Origin of the sequence: Methylosinus sp. H3A (assembly GCF_015709455.1) — a bacterium.
GTDB lineage: Bacteria > Pseudomonadota > Alphaproteobacteria > Rhizobiales > Beijerinckiaceae > Methylosinus.
Genome location: NZ_JADNQW010000005.1, coordinates 1,501,499 through 1,517,467 on the forward strand (window position 1 = coordinate 1,501,499; position 15,969 = coordinate 1,517,467).

Annotated in this window: 10 protein-coding genes; all 10 read left to right on the top strand. The window is 65.1% G+C overall.

Features of this window, described 5'->3' with window-relative positions:
* The first annotated feature begins 188 nt into the window (after positions 1–188).
* Positions 189–2,519 (top strand): DUF1549 and DUF1553 domain-containing protein, encoded by a 2,331-nt coding sequence (locus tag IY145_RS10045; RefSeq protein WP_196408081.1) that lies wholly within the window; start codon positions 189–191, stop codon positions 2,517–2,519.
* A 27-nt stretch (positions 2,520–2,546) separates the two neighbouring features.
* Complete coding sequence (locus IY145_RS10050; protein WP_196408082.1) at positions 2,547–4,004, top strand: DUF1501 domain-containing protein; 1,458 nt, start codon at positions 2,547–2,549, stop codon at positions 4,002–4,004.
* A 138-nt stretch (positions 4,005–4,142) separates the two neighbouring features.
* The gene (locus IY145_RS10055; protein ID WP_196408083.1) at positions 4,143–4,556 is read left to right on the top strand and encodes a hypothetical protein; all 414 of its coding nucleotides are present in this window, start codon (positions 4,143–4,145) and stop codon (positions 4,554–4,556) included.
* Between the two features lie 17 nt (positions 4,557–4,573).
* Positions 4,574–5,464 (top strand): dienelactone hydrolase family protein, encoded by an 891-nt coding sequence (locus IY145_RS10060; RefSeq protein WP_196408084.1) that lies wholly within the window; start codon positions 4,574–4,576, stop codon positions 5,462–5,464.
* Positions 5,465–5,483: 19 nt separating this feature from the next.
* Positions 5,484–6,044, top strand: coding sequence for a rhodanese-like domain-containing protein (locus tag IY145_RS10065; RefSeq protein WP_196408085.1), 561 nt, complete (start codon positions 5,484–5,486; stop codon positions 6,042–6,044).
* Positions 6,045–6,051: 7 nt separating this feature from the next.
* On the top strand, positions 6,052–6,615 hold the full coding sequence (locus IY145_RS10070; protein WP_196408086.1) for a peroxiredoxin: 564 nt from the start codon (positions 6,052–6,054) through the stop codon (positions 6,613–6,615).
* A 35-nt stretch (positions 6,616–6,650) separates the two neighbouring features.
* The gene (locus IY145_RS10075) at positions 6,651–7,145 is read left to right on the top strand and encodes a cytochrome c (protein WP_196408087.1); all 495 of its coding nucleotides are present in this window, start codon (positions 6,651–6,653) and stop codon (positions 7,143–7,145) included.
* A gap of 21 nt (positions 7,146–7,166) precedes the next feature.
* On the top strand, positions 7,167–7,910 hold the full coding sequence (locus IY145_RS10080) for a cytochrome b/b6 domain-containing protein (protein WP_196408088.1): 744 nt from the start codon (positions 7,167–7,169) through the stop codon (positions 7,908–7,910).
* Positions 7,911–8,008: 98 nt separating this feature from the next.
* Complete coding sequence (locus IY145_RS10085) at positions 8,009–8,590, top strand: invasion associated locus B family protein (protein WP_196408089.1); 582 nt, start codon at positions 8,009–8,011, stop codon at positions 8,588–8,590.
* Between the two features lie 268 nt (positions 8,591–8,858).
* Positions 8,859–15,953 (top strand): hypothetical protein, encoded by a 7,095-nt coding sequence (locus IY145_RS10090; RefSeq protein WP_196408090.1) that lies wholly within the window; start codon positions 8,859–8,861, stop codon positions 15,951–15,953.
* The last annotated feature ends 16 nt before the right edge of the window (positions 15,954–15,969 follow it).

A 15,969-nucleotide genomic window follows, 5' to 3' on the forward strand; every position in this document is an offset into this window, starting at 1 on the left:
GGCAGCGGCGGACGCGGCTTTTTTCCGGCGATAAGTTGATCTTCTTTGTAGACTTAATCAATATAGTCGCTTAAAGTCCCCCTAGAGCCACGAAGATGCGTGCGCGCTATGCGCGTCGTCGGACGCGGTCGCTTCTCGTAAGCATATGACGCCGATAGGCAATACAGAGAAAAAACGAGGTTGCGGGCATGACGAAGACCTTCAAAAGATCCGTGATCGCAATGATGTTGAGCGCCTCCGCGGCGGCTCTCGCGATCGCCGAAGAACAAAAGGCGCCGACCGCCGCTGTCGAATCGCCGCGCGCGAGCAAGCCGCACTGGGCGTGGCAGCCGGTCTATCAGCCCTTCGCGCCCGCTGTGCAGAAGAAGGATTGGTCGCATTCGTCCTTCGACGCTTTCGTGCTGTCGAAGATCGAGGCGCGCGGGCTGGCTCCCTCGCCGGAAGCCGATCGCGCCACTTTCATCCGCCGCGCGACGCTGGACGCCTGGGGTCTCATTCCCACTCCCGACGAGGTCGCCGCCTTCGAGGGCGATCGAAGCCCGGATGCTTATGAGAAGCTCATCGATCGTCTGCTCGCCTCGCCGCGCTACGGCGAGCGTCAGGCGCGCTTTTGGCTCGATCTCGCGCGCTACGCCGACAGCACCGGCTTCCAGAACGACAATACGCGGCCGAACATGTTCCGGTATCGCGATTACGTGATCAAGTCGTTCAGCGAGGACAAGCCCTATTCCCAGTTCATCCGCGAGCAGCTCGCGGCGGACGAGATCGCGCCGGGCAATCAGGATCTGCTGGTCGCGACCGGCTTCCTCGCCGGCTATCCGGACAACAGCAACTCGCGCGATCTGGTGCAGCGCAAATATCAGATCACGACGGATATGGTCGACACTGTCGGCCAGGCGGTCCTCGGCACGACGGTCGGCTGCGCGCGCTGCCACAATCACAAGACCGATAAATTCACGCAGAAGGACTATTTCTCGCTGCAGGCCTTCTTCGCCAACACCGCCTTCGACGAGAAGGCGCCCGCCAAGAAGGGCGAAGTCGAGGCCAATTTCGAGAAAGACCAGGCCGCCTATAACGAGGCGACCAAGGCGATTCGCGTGCGACAGAAGGAGATCGTCGACTCGGTCCGCGAGGCGGCGCTCAAATATCACAAAGAGCGCTATCTGACCGATAGCCGCGATTCGATCTTCAAGCCGAAGGATCAGTGGAACGCGCTGGACCGCTGGGTCAATCACCGGCTCGTGGCCGTGACCGACGACAATGCGCTCGCCGCCTTCCTGCGCTACGCCGCCGACGACAAGAGCGCGCCGGAGCACAGCGAAGAGATCGTCAAAAAGGCGGAGGAGTATCAAAAGCTCACCCAGGAGCTCCGCAAGTTCCAGGCGCAGCGCCCGAGCAAAGGCTCGCTGACCTTCACCGCCGCCACCGAGCTCGGCCATAGCGACGCGCCGCCCACGCATATTCTCTTCGTCGGCAATCACGAGAAGCCGCTCGACGAAGTGCAGCCCGCCTTCCCGGAGGGTCTGACGAGCGAGCTTCCCGACATCAAGCCGACGGCGACCTCCTCCGGCCGCCGCACGGCGCTCGCCGACTGGCTGGTGAGCGAGAAGAATCCGCTCACCGCGCGCGTCTTCGTCAACCGCGTGTGGAACCAATATTTCGGCAAGGGTATCGTCGGCACGGTCAGCGATTTCGGCAAGGCCGGCGACAAGCCGACCAATCAGGAGCTGCTCGACCATCTCGCCTTCACTTTCGTGAAGGACGGCTGGAGCGTGAAGAATCTGCATCGTTCCGTTCTGCTCTCGGCGACCTATCGCCAGTCGTCCGATTATCGGGAGGATGTCGCCAAGGCCGATCCGGAGAACAAGCTGCTCGCCGTCTTCCCGCGCAAGCGTCTCGAGGCGGAGGAGATTCGCGATTCGATCCTGGTCGCGTCCGGCAAGCTGAACGAGCATATCGGCGGGCCGAGCGTGTTTCCTCCCATTCCCGCAAATCTCATCGGCGGCGGCAATTTCAACACCGATCCGGCCTGGACGACGTCGAAGGATCCGCAGGACTATACACGCCGCAGCCTCTACATCTTCACGCGGCGCAGCCTGCCCTATCCGCTGCTCGAAACTTTCGACATGGCGAATCCGCAGCAGATTCACAGCAAGCGCGATGTGACGACGACGCCGCTGCAGGCGCTGACGCTCTACAACAGCGATCTCATCTTCCAATGGTCGCAGGCGCTCGCGGGCCGCGTGATCGAGGAGGCCGGCGACAATGAAGCCGCGCAGCTCGATCGGCTCTATCTCGTGCTGTTCGGCCGCAAGCCGAGCGAGCAGGAGGTCAAGGCGCTGCACGCCTTCCTCGACCAGCATCAAAAGACGATCGCCGCCAAGGCGGAGAACGGCAAGCTCTCGATCGCCGTGCCGGTGACCGCCAAGGCGCATTTCGTCGATCCGCTGCGCGCCTCGGCCTTTGTCGATCTCGTGCATACGGTCGTGAACAGCAACGACTTCGTCTACCGCTTCTGAACAATCTGAACCGAGGGGAGCAGGCATATGCTCATCAAGACATCGCGTCGCGAATGGCTGCGTAGCGCGGCCTATGGAGTGGGTGGTTTCGCCGTCGGCGGCATGATGCCGGGCGGCGGCTGGTTCGGCGCGCCGCAGGCCAACGCCGCGGCCTTCGTCGATCCTCTGGCGGCCAAGCAGCCGCATTTTCCGGCCAAGGTGAAATCGGTTATCTGGATACATTTGGACGGCGCGCCGAGCACGCTGGATCTCTACGATCACAAGCCCGAGCTCGAGCGTCTCGCCGGCCAGGACATTCCCGGCTCCTTCCTCGAGGGCATCAAGACCTCGACGCAGGGCGGCGTCGGCAAGCTCTTCGTCTCGAACAAGCGCAGTTGGAAGCAGTATGGCCAGAGCGGCGCCTGGTTCTCCGATCTGCTGCCCAATCTCGCGCAGCAAGCCGACAAGCTGACCTTCGTCAAATCGAGCGTCACCGTCGGCGCCACGCACGACATCTCGATTTTGAAGCTCAACACCGGCGATCTCAGCCCCGGTCGCCCGTCGCTCGGCGCCTGGGTCGCCTATGCGCTCGGCTCGGCCAATCCCGATCTGCCGCCCTATGTCGTGCTCTATGGCGGCCAGCGCGAGCCGCGCGCGGGCTCGGTCAATTGGAGCTCGGGCTTCCTGCCGGCGGTCTATCAGGGCACGGCGTTCCGTCCCGGCGCGCAGCCGATCCTGCATCAGGCGCCGCCGGAACTGGTCGGCCTGCAGCAGCAGCGCGAGAGCCTCGATCTGTTGCATCAGCTCAACGATATCCGCTCCAATACTCGGCCCGAGGACAGCGAACTCGCGGCGCGCACCAATTCCTATGATCTCGCCTATCGCATGGAGGCGACCGCGCCAGAGGCCGTCGATCTGTCGAAGGAGACCGAGGCGACCAAGGCGCTCTACGGCCTCGACGACGAAGCGACGCGCGACATGGGCACGGTGCTGCTGCGCGCTCGCCGCCTCGTCGAGCGCAATGTGCGCTTCGTGCATGTGGTGACGGGACCGATCGCGGGCCTCGGCCAGGGCGACGACGCCAGCTGGGACGCGCACCGTCAGCTCGAGCGCAATCACAGCGCCCATGCGCGCGCGATCGACAAGCCGGTCGCCGGCCTGCTCGCCGATCTCCAGTCGCGCGGCCTTCTCGACGACACGCTCATCGTGTGGGCGTCGGAATTCGGCCGCACGCCTTACGGCCAGAGCGGCGACGGTCGCGACCATAACCCCTGGGGCTATACGCAATGGCTCGCCGGCGGCGGCCTCAAGCACGGCCTCACCTATGGCCGCACCGACGAGATCGGCCTCAAGACCGTCGAGAATCCGGTCGACACCTATGACCTGCACGCGACCGTGCTCCAGCTCCTCGGCCTCGATCACCTCAAGACGATCTATCTGCGCGCCGGCCGCGCCGAGCGTCCGACGGTCGTCTATGGCAAGGTCGTGAACGACATTCTCGCCTGACGAAAACGCCGGAGCCTCGCAGCTCCGGCGCAAAACGCGAAAACGAGCTCGCGGCGCGGAGGACGCGCCGCGAGAACGGCGGACTGCGCCCGCCGAATGCACATTCGAAACCTCGAGCAGGATTGCAAGACAAGCGTCATGAGCCGCACGCCCGCATATCGAAATTTCTTCACGCGTTCCGCCCTATGCGCCGTCCTGCTCGCCACTCCGGCGCTGGCCGCGCTGGACCTGCGCGATTACGACGACGATCTGATGCGCGATCTCGAAAAGACGATCAAATATTTCGAGCCGGACATCACCGCGCAAAACTCGCAGGCCGCCAAGGAGGATGCGGAAATTCTGCTCGACGGCTTCCGTTATACGGAGGACTATTTCGCCAAGAGAGGCAAGGATGACGCCGTGGCGATCTCCCGCGACGGCTCGCGCCTCATCACCGACGTCGTTCAGAAAGTCGAAAAAGGCGAGTTCGACGCCGCGGCCGCCTCCGCGCGCGAGGCGACGCAAGTCTGTAAAACCTGCCACGAGATCTACAAGCCCCGCCTCGCACGCTGACCCCGAGGATACGAACGATGACGCGTAAGACCGCAAACGAGTTCCCGCCCGGAATATTGAAGCTCTTCGATCTCTTCGTGCATGGCGACATCGACCGGCGCGGTTTCATCGACGGCGCCAAGAAATTCGCTGTCGGCGCCGCCGCGGCGACGGCCTTCCTCGAGGAGCTGCTGCCGCGCTTCGCCGAGGCGGAGGTGGTGAAGAAGGACGATCCGCGCATCGCCGGCAAGACGCTCGAGGTTCCCTCGCTCGACGGCAATGGAACGGTGAAGGGCTATTTCGTCCATCCCGCCAAGGTGGAAGGCAAATTGCCGACCGTGCTGGTCATTCACGAGAACCGTGGCCTCAATCCGCATATCGAAGATGTGGCCCGCCGTCTCGCCCTGGCCAATTTCGTCGTCTTCGCGCCGGACGCTCTGGCGCCGCTCGGCGGCTATCCCGGCGACGAGGACAAGGCGCGCGAGCTTTTCCCCAAGCTCGATCAAGCCAAGACGCGCAATGATTTCATCGCCGCCTATGGCGCGCTGAAAACCTGCCCGATCGGCAATGGCAAGGTCGGCGCGGTCGGCTTCTGCTATGGCGGCGGCGTGGTGAATTTCCTCGCCACCAAGCTCCCCGATCTCGCCGCTGGCGTTCCCTTCTATGGGGCGCAGCCGCCGGCCGAGGAGGTCGCAAAGATCAAAGCGTCGCTGCTCATCCAATACGCCGGCGTCGACGATCGCATCAACGCCGGCTGGCCGGCCTTTGAGGCGGCGCTGAAAGCGGCGCATGTCGATTATCAGGCCTTCGTCTATCCGGGCGTGCAGCACGGCTTCAACAATGACACGACGCCGCGTTTCGACGCCGCGGCCGCCGAGCTCGCCTGGGCGCGCACCGTCGACTTCTTCAACGCGCGTCTGCGCGCCTGAGAACGGATAAGGAAAAGCCATGAAAGTCTCGACGCTCTTCCTCGGCCTTGCGCTCGGCGCCGCCTCGACGGCGCTGTTCGCCGCCGGCGCTACGGCGCAGCAGGCCGCCGCGCCGGCCGCCCCTGCGGCGGCGCCCGTCACGCCGGCCAACGACCCGGCCTATACTTACAAAACCCTGCGCCTCAATCGCGCCGCCTTCGACGCGCTTCTGGCGAAGCCCGAAGATCTTCTGATTCTCGACATTCGCCGGCCAGACGAACTGACCAAGAATGGCGGCTTCCCAGTCTATCTGAGCATTCAGACGAAAGAGGTTCAGAAATCTCTCTCCTACATCCCGCGTGACCGGCTCATCGTCACAGTGTCCAATCGCGCGCATCGCGCCGGCGCGGTGGGCGATATTCTCGCAGGCCTCGGCTATCATGTCGTCGGCGCGATCGGCGTCCTCGATTATCAGGACGAAGGCGGAATTCTGACGAAGCTCGCGCCGCCGGCTCCTGCCGCCGCCGCGGCGAACAACGCTCCGACGTCCGGCGCTCCGGCTCCCGCCGCGGCCGTCGCGACGACCAATGGCGCGAAGTGAGGCGAACATGCGTAAAGCTGCAATTCTCTCTGCTCTCTTGGCCGTTTTCGCGGCCGCTCCCGCCTCCGCGGCGTTGAAGACGGGCGCCGAGGCGCCCGATTTCAGCGCCCCCGCCGCGATCGGCGGAAAGGACTTCGTCTTCTCTCTGGCCGATGCGCTGAAGAAAGGGCCCGTCGTCCTCTACTTCTACCCCAAGTCCTTCACGCGCGGCTGCACCATAGAGGCGCATGAGTTCGCTGAGAATTACGATAATTTCTCCGCGGCCGGCGCCTCGCTGATCGGCGTCTCCGCCGATACGATCGAGACGCAGCGCGATTTCTCGACGAAGGAGTGTCGCGACAAATTCCCGGTGGCGGCGGACGCGAATCTCTCCGTCATCAACGCCTATGACGCCAAGCGCGATCGCCCGACGCAGAATGGCGACACCGTGTCGGACCGCGTCTCCTATGTGGTGACGCCGGACGGCAAAATCGGCTTGACCTATGTGAGCTCCGACCCGATCAAGCATGTCTCCGAGACGCTCCAATTCGTGCGGCAGTGGCAGGAGAGCCACAAGCCGGGGAAGATTTGAGCATCGCGTTCAACCTCAGCAATAAAGGGACCATTATGAGTCTGTATTCGAAGCGCGCGCGCGCCCTTCTTTTCGGCGGAGCGCTCGCCGCGAGCTGCGTCGCCCTGGCCTCCGCCTATGCGCAGGCGCCGGGCCCCTCCCCGGCGAAAATCGCGGTCGAGAACCGCCGGGCGGAGTTCGTGCTCATCGGCAATTTCTTCCGCTGGTTCGGCGCCGTCGCCAGGGGCAACGCCCCTTATGACGAGGCCGAGGCGACGAAGCGCGCCGCGCGCATCGCCTATCTCGCGGGCCTGCTGGACGAATCCTTCCCCGATATCTCCAATGTCGGCGAGCCGGACAGCAAGGCCAAGCCCGAAATCTGGAAAGAGAAGGCGGAGTTCGACAAGAAGCTCGTCAAATTCAAGGAAGACGCCCGCCTCTTCGCCGAGGCGATCGGGAAAGAGAAGAGCGCGACCGAGGGCTTCAAGACGGCGGTCGCGAATCTCGGCCAGGATTGCAAGGGCTGCCACGACTCTTACAAGGCGAAGTGACGCCGGACGACGAGACGAACGATGACGGTGATCGACAGGCCCCCCGAAACAAAGGCGGCGGCCGCGCAATCGAAAGACAGACGTCTGGTCTGGGATCTGCCGGTGCGGCTGTTCCATTGGTCGCTCGTCGTCTCGTTCATCGGCGCCTATGTGACCAACAGGCTCGGCGTCGCCTGGTTCGACTGGCATGTCCGGTTCGGCTACGCCGTGCTCACACTCGTCGTTTTCCGCGTGCTATGGGGCCTGTTCGGCGCCAAGCACGCGCGTTTCGCGAGCTTTTTGCGGCATCCGCGCGAGGCGTCGCTCTATGCGCGGCGTCTTCTGCGCGGAGAGGCCCCTTTCTATGCCGGGCATAATCCGCTCGGCGCGCTCATGGTCGTCGCCCTGCTCCTCGGCCTTTTGACGCAGGCGACGATGGGGCTGTTCTCGAATGATGAAATCTTCAATTTCGGGCCCTTTGCGGGGGCGGTGAGCAAGGAGACGAGCCTCCTGCTCACCTCGCTGCACAAGCGGGGGTTCTATGTGCTGGCGGCCGCCGTTTTCATTCACGTCGCCGCGGTGATCGCCTATGTGGTCGTGAAGCGCGAAAATCTCGTGCGCGCGATGGTCACCGGATATAAGCGCGCCGAGGCCGTCCATCCCGAGGACGAGATCACGACGTCGCGTCTGCCGCTCGCGGCGACCTTGCTGCTCGTCGTCGCCATAGCGCTCGTCGCTTTGACCTCAATCGCTCCGGTGGCCAGCGCCGGCGGCGACGCATTTTGAGGAGGCGCGCCGGTTCGCCGAGCTTGAGGGCGGCAGCCGGCTGGGCTACTTAAGAGCCATATTGCGCATTCGATCGTCTCCGCGCGTCGAGGCTCCTCATGGCTCGCTCTATCGCACCGGCTATTTTCTTCCTTTTCACGCAGATTTCCGTCGTTTATGCGGTCGACCGGCCGAGCGCCCCCGCGGTCCGCGCGGCGGCGCCCGCCAAGCCGGCGGCCGCGCCTCCCTCGGGCGACGCCCCGCGCGTGTTCGGCGATTGGCAGCTGCGTTGCCTCGCCGGGAGCGCGCCACAACCGGCGCGTCGCAACTGCGAAATTCTGCAATCCGTCCTCGTCAAGGACAAGAGTTCGACGATCGCCGAGATCGCCTTCGGCAAGCCCGACGCCAACGACTCGATGGCGATGACGATCGTCGTGCCGGTCAATGTCGCTTTTCAGGCTGGTCCGCGCGTGACGACGAGCGACGTGGACACGCAACCCCTCGATCTCGTCTGGCGGCGTTGCGCCTCAGCCGGATGTTTCGCCAGCGCGGCCCTCGGCGACCAGACGCTCGCCCGTTGGCGCGCCTATGACGGCCTGGCGCGGATTGTTTTCAAAAGTGCGGCCGGTCAGGACGCCGTGCTGCCGGTGTCCTTCCGCGGGCTGGCGCAGGCGCTCGACGCGCTCGGGCGCGAGCGTTGACGATATGTGGCAATATTGCCACAGAGGCGGAAAATCGCGAATACGAGACAAGAACGAGAAACACAGAGAAATACTTAAACAATTCACTTAGCGTGAGTTTCGCCCTCGCGCGAGGGGCTCGCCGCTCGCCGCGCCGGCAGCTGTGACCTTGCTGCACTCCCCAATCGAAAATAGAAATGACAGAAGTAGAGAAATACGCGAGTCGGCCCCGAGCCGGCCCTCGACGTGATTTTGTCGTTTGAAATTTGACGAGTTCTGGAGACTATGAATGATCCGTTCGTCCGATCGTCGCAACAATAGCGTCCCCACCCCGAGCTGTTCGCATTTTCTGACGAATGACGGTCATAGACGTGGCCTTCTTCTCGGCGTCTCGGCGATCAGCATCGCTCTTTCGGTCGGCCTGTCGCAGCCTGTGCTGGCGCAGCAGGCGGGCGGAGTCGGCGGCGGGCCGGGCGGCGGAGCGGGCGGAACGACGACGGACGCGGTCGGGACGGTCGGCGGCAATGCGAGCGCCGGACTCGGCGGCGGCGGCGGCGGCGGCCTTGGTTCGGCGGGCGGCGCGGGCGGCGGCGGCGTGGCCGCGGGCGGCGCGGGCGGCAATTCCGGGTTCGGCACTGATACTGCGGGAACTGCCGGAACGAACGGAGCCGCAAATCAGGGCGGCGGCGGTGGCGGCGGCGCCTTCACGGTCACCAATACATTCAACGTCTTCGCTCCCTTTGCGGGTAAGGCGGGCGGGGCCGGCGGCGCGGGCGGGGCGGGAGCCGGCTCGGGCGGCGGCGGCGGCGCAGGCGGCGGGCTGGCGCTCAAATCCCTCCCGGCTGGCGGAGCCAGCACTGTCAGCGCGGGCGGCGCGGCCACCGGCGGCGCGGGCGGCGCGGGCGGCTCCGCCACTGCGGTCAGCGGCAATGGCGGCGCGGGCGGCGACGGCGGCGCCGGCTTGTTCACCACAGCCGCGGCGGGCGGCGGCGGCGCGAACAGCACCCTCACGGTCCAGGGTTCGATCACCGGCGGCGCGGGCGGCGCCGGCGGCAATGGCGGCACGGGATTCGGAGTCGGCGGCGCCGGCGGCAATGGCGGCGCGGGCTTCGCCGGCTCTAAATTCACGATCGACAACTCCGGCGTGATCCAGGGCGGCGCGGGCGGCCTCGGCGGCGTTGGCGCTGGCGGGGCCGGCGTGAATGGCGCGGGCGGCGCCGGTATCCTCGGCAGCGATCTCACCATCAAGAACTCCGGCCAGATCATCGGGACCGGCGGGGCCAACGCCCTCACCCTCGCGGGCGGCGCTAATACTCTGACGACGACAGGCGCAGGCAAGCTGACCGGAAATATCGGCCTCGGCGGCGGCTTGTTGACCTTCGACCAGAACACGCCCGGCGCGGGCAATTCGGTCTCCTACGCCAACAACATCACCGGCGCGGGCGCGATCACGGTCGACGCCGGCGTGAATTCGGTCACTCTTTCCGGCGCCAACAGCTATACGGGCGGCGCCACCATCAAGAGCGGCGCGCTGACGATCGGCTCCGTCGGGGCCATTGGCGCGGGCGACGTCAAATTCGTCGCGGGCGGCGCGACCGCCCCGATTCTCGACTCGACGGTCACCACGACTCTGACCAATACGGTAAGCGTCGCGTCGGGCGTCTCCGCCACGATCGGCGCCGGCGCCGGAACCACTCTGACCATCGCCTCCGGCGTCAACTTCACCGGCGGCGCGGGAACGACGCTGCGTTTCGGATCGGCGACCGACGCGGGCGTGGTCGTTCTGGCGCCGGGCTCTGGGGTCATCAGCAACGCCGGCGCGCTGTCCGTGGACGGCGGGACTCTGTCGCTGGGCAACCAGGCTTCCGCCATCGTCGTCGGCGCGCATCAGGGCGGCCTCAATGTCGGCAAGGATGCGGCGACCGCCGCGACGCTGGACGCCAATGGCCAGTCCTTCACCGCCAACAATCTGACCGGCTCGTCGAAAGGCGTCATCACCAACAGCGGCGCCGCCGCCACGGTCACGACCCGCAACACTGTCGACACGGTCTATTCCGGCGTCATCAAGGACGGCGCCGGCAAGCTCTCGCTCGATGTGCAGGGGTCGGGCGGCACGACGCTGACGCTCGCCGGGCAGAACACTTATAGCGGAACGACCAATATTGCGGCCGGTCAGACGTTGAAGGCCGGCGCAGCCAATGTTTTCAGCCAGGCGAGCGAGACGACCATCAAGGGAACGCTGGACCTCGGCGGGGCCGCGCAGAACATCGACACCGTCAATCTCGCCAATGGCGCGATCCGTAGCGGCACGCTCACCAGCGTGAATGGCGTCTCCTCCATCGGCGGCGTGGTCCAGGACATAGGCGGCGGCGCCGGGCTGACCACGACCGCCGGCCTCACCAGCCTGAGGGGATCCAACGCCTACACGGGCGCGACGACGGTCAAGGATGGCAGCACGCTGCGGGTCGAGAGCGTCAACGGCTATAGTTTCGCGAGCGCGCTCGATGTCCGCGGCGGGGGCGTGTTCGACCTCGGCGGCTTCGGCGCCAAGATCGGGGCGCTCTCCGGCGCAGGCGTCATCACGAGCGGCGCGGCGGCGACGCTGAATCTCGCTCTTACCGGCGACGCCACATGGGCCGGCGCAATTCAGGGCCCGATTTCGACGCAGATTTCCGGCGGCAAGACGCTGACTCTCACCGGCCAGAACATCTATTCGGGAACGACGCAGATCGCCGCCGCGACGGTCGTCGTGGGCGCCGGCGGCGCGATCGGCTCCGCCGCCAATAATGCGGGCGCGATCAATATAGACGCGGCCGGAGCGCTGACCATAAAGTCGGGCGGCTCCGTCAACACGGGCGCCAATAATCTCACCAACTTCGGCGCGGTCACCGTCGAAAAGGGCGGCCAGCTGACCGACGACCTCGTCAATTTCGGTACGGTGAACAACGCCGGCTTGGTGACGGCCAATCTCCAGAACAATGCGCCGGGCGTGGTGACCAATCAGGGCCCGGCCGGCGTCTGGCAGGGCAATGTCGTCGCCAATAGCGGCGCGATCGTCAATCAGGCGGGCGCCAATTGGATCGGCAATGTCAACGCCAACGCCGTCGGCGGGATCATCACCAATAAGGGCGTCTGGACCGGGAACGCCGCCAATAGCGGCGGAACGATCGACAACCAGAATAATTGGAACGGCAATGTCGTCAATGTCGCCGGCGTCGTCAGCAACAGCGGAACGATCACCGGAACGGCGACGAACTCAGGAACCTTCAATAATCTCGCGGGTGGAGTCGTATCCGGCCTCTTCACCCAAGCGGCCGGAACGACGACCAACAACGGCAGTCTCAACGGCGGAGTCCTGGTCACCGGCGGCTCGCTGACAAACAATGCCGCGAAGAATATCGTCGGAGCCGTCAATATCACCGGCGGTCAGCTCGACAACGCCGGCAATATTGCCGGGACGGTCAACAACGCCGCCATCTTCAACAATAATAACGGCGGCGTTGTCGGCGGCGGCTTGAACAATACGGCCGGCGTCGCGACGAACGCCGCCGGCGCGACGATCAACGGCGGCGCCGTCATCATCGGCGGAACCTTCACGACGCTCGGCGTGGTCAATGGCGGCGTGACCAACTCCGCGACGACGAATGCGCAAGGGACGATCACCGGCGTCGTGAACAACAATGCGGCCGGCGCCGTGTTCAATGTCACCGGCAATCTGACGGCCGACAGCGTGCAGAATGCGGCCAATGCGACCATCTACGTCAAGTCCGGAACCTTCTCCGGCAATGGCGCCAATAATCTGACGGTCGCGAACAAGGGCGTCATCAATGTGGAATCCACGGCGACGCTGACCGCGCTCGGCGGCGTCACCAATTTCGCGGGCGGCGTCATCACCGTTTTCGCGGGCGGCGCGGTCAACGATCAGCTGGTGAACAATGGCGTCGTGAACAATGCCGGCTCCTATAAGGGCGACGTCGTCAACAGCGGCGCCGGGGCGACGATCACCAATACGGGCGTGTGGACGGGCGATGTGCTGTCCAACACCCTCGGAGCTGTGATCGACAATCAGAGCCTCTGGGCCGGCGCCGTGAACAACGGGGCCACCGGCACGTTCAAGAATTCGACGGCGACATCGAAGCTGACCAAGCTTCTCACGACGGCGGGGACGGCGACCAACGCCGGCACGCTGGACGGCGGCGCGCTGGTCACGGGCGGGACGCTGACAACGACGGGCACGATCAATAATGGTCTGACCAACGCCGGCGCGGTGAACGCTTCCGGCGCCATCAATGGCGTGATCGACAATTCGGGCCAGTTCACGGTGACGGGCGCGCTCACCAATGACGGCTCGACTTTCAACAATAAGACGAAAGGCGTGCTCGCCGTCGGGACGAACTCGTTCACCGGCATCGGGACGCTGAACAATGCGGCGACGGTCACTGTCGACGCGGGCGGAACGCTGACCGCCAATGTGATCGCCCAGACCGCCGGGACGCTGACCAACGCCGGCGCCCTCACCGGCACGACGTCGATCGTCGTCAGCGGCGGAACGCTGACCAATCTGGCCGGCGGCACGGTGACCACCGCCGCTCTGTCGACCAAGGTCGGCGGCGCGATCGACAATAGCGGAACATTGAATTCGACCGCGACGGTCCAAAACCAAGGCGTCTTCACGCAGAGCAAGACGGGCTCGTTGACGGGCGGGTTGAACAATGACGGCGGAACCGTCAAGGCGGCGGGCTCCATCGCCAATGGCGTGACCAACACCGGCTCCTTCACGGTGACGGGCGGCGCGCTCGACAATAAAGCCGGCAATTTCGACAATCAGGGCGCCGGAACGCTGGTTGTTTCGGGCGGCGACTACACGAATATCGGCACGCTGACCAATAGCTCGACGTCGGCGAATGGCGTCCTCATCACCCTGAACAATAAGGTGTCGGCGACGAATGTGGTCAACAGCGCGGGTTCGGCGATCGTGAACGCCGGCACGCTCGCCTCGACCGGGGCCGCGATCGACAACAAGGGGACGCTGACGAGCACCGGAGCGATCACTGGCGGTCTCACCAACGCCGCCAGCGGCACGGTCAACGCCGCGGGCGCGATCTCGGGAACGGTGACGAACTCGGGCGCCTTCACAGTGACGGGCAATCTGCTCGGCAATGGCGGCAATTTCGACAATAAGGCTGGAACGCTCGCCGTCGCCGGCGGCGACTACACCAATATCGGAGCGCTGACCAACTCGGCGCAAGTGTCGACCCTCGCGACCCGCACGCTGTCGGCGGCGAGTGTGACGAACAACGCCGGCGCGACGATCGTGAACGCCGGCACGCTCGCTTCGACGACCCAAGTCGTGAACAAAGGGACGTTGACGACGACGGGGGCGCTGACTGGCGGCCTGGCCAATTCCGCGACAGCCAATGTCTCGGGCGCGATCGCTGGCTCCATCATCAACTCGGGCGCCTTCACGGTGACGGGGAACCTCGCCGGCAATCTCGGAAAGTTCGACAATAGCGGCGCGCTCGCCGTCTCGGGCGGCAATTATATCGACGTCGGAGCCCTGACGAATGCTTCTGCGGCGACGATCTCGGTTTCAGCGGGCAAGACCTTGGCCGCGACGAGCATCGGCAATAGTGGGACGATCACCAGCTTCGGCACGATCAAGACGAACACAGGCCTGAGCAATTCCGGGACGGTGAACGCGACCGGCGCGATCAATGGCGCCATTGTCAACAATGGCGGCGCCATCGACAAGAACCACAATTTCCTGCAGGCGGGCGGAACGTTCACGCTCACCGGCGCGCTGAGCAGCGATGGGAGCTTCACCAACAACGGTCCGGCTCTCAACGGAGCGACCGAGACTTACGCGCTCATCGGCGGCGACAGATTCGCCGCCGATGGCAACAACAACCAGTCGGCCGGACAGCTCGTGCTCGGATCGAACACCTTCACGGTTCCGAGCGTCACCAACGCCGGCGGCGTCATCACGTCGGTCAATGGCGCGATCACTGGCAATCTGACGAATGCCGGCCTCATCGATCTGAGACTGGGCGGCCTCACGCCGAATGGCGATACGCGGCTCCTGAACACGCTCCATGTGTCGGGAACCTATGATGCGACTGCCGGCAGCGTGATGAACGTCGTGGCGGCGTTCACCGACTACGGTGGGCAGCGCGCCGGTGAGTTGCTCGTCGACGGCAAGGGAAGCGGAGCGACCTCCGTGGCCGTTGCGCCGAGCGCCGGGACGGCCTATTTCGCGAGCCCGATCCTGATCGCCCGCACGCAGGTAGGATCGACGTCGACATTCAATCTCGCAAATCCCGGCGCCCTCAACAGCGGCCTGGTGAGCTTCAACCTGCAGGAGCTCAACCCGGGGCAGTGGTATCTCGTGCCGAGCCTCGACACCGGAGCATTGTCCGCGGTCGGCGGCAGCGTCGCCTCGGCGATCAGCTCGGCGACCACCGGCTTCTTCCAGAGCGCCTCGGCCTTCGTGCAATCGCGGCCGGACGCTAAGCCGAACAGCATTGATTTCGGAGTGTGGACGCGCGCCGCCGTCGGCCGTAACGATCTCCAGAGCTCCTCCAGCGCGCCGGCGGCCTCTGGCGCCCAGACGCTCACCAATGAGAAGACGCGCACGCTCTACAGCGGCTATCAGGTCGGCCTCGACGCCTCGCTCTCCAATATCGAGAACACGCAGATCAATCTCCACGCCGGCGTCATGGCGGGCCAGTATTTGTCGAACTCCTATGATCTGCTCGGCTCCGGCACGAGGACGCGCTTCGACGTGCCCTTCGTCGGCGTCTACGGGGTCGCGACCGGCTTCGGCTTCTTCGCCGACATCCAGTTCCGTCATGATTTCTGGAGCGCCAACATCACCAATTACCGCGCCGGCCTCAACGAAACTCCGCTCGAGGGACGCGGCTGGGCCGGCTCGGCGTCGCTCGGCTATCATTGGGCGCTGCCTAACGACTGGTTCATCGAGCCCTCCGCCGCGATCAATGTCACCAGCGCCGACTTCGACCGGCTGCAGGTGGCGGCGGGTTCGTCGCCGGCCTATCTCGCGCTCGACACGGTGCGCTCGACGCTCGGCCGCGTCGGCCTGCGGGCGGGCACGTCTTTCGTTCTCGGCGAGAAATACGCCTTCCAGCCCTTCGCCTCGGTCAGCGGCTGGAACGAGTTCGAGACCAATCTGAAGGAAAGCTTCCAGCAGAACACTACCTATGTGCCGATCACCGTGTCGCGTTCCGGCGCTTTCGTGCAATTCGGCCTCGGCGTCTCGGCGCAGATCATCGACACCGGCTGGGTCGGCTTCCTGCGCGGCGACTATCGCACCGGCGAGAAGCTGACCGGCGCGGCGCTCAATGGCGGCGTGTCCTATCGCTTCTGACCGGCGTCGCCGGTCC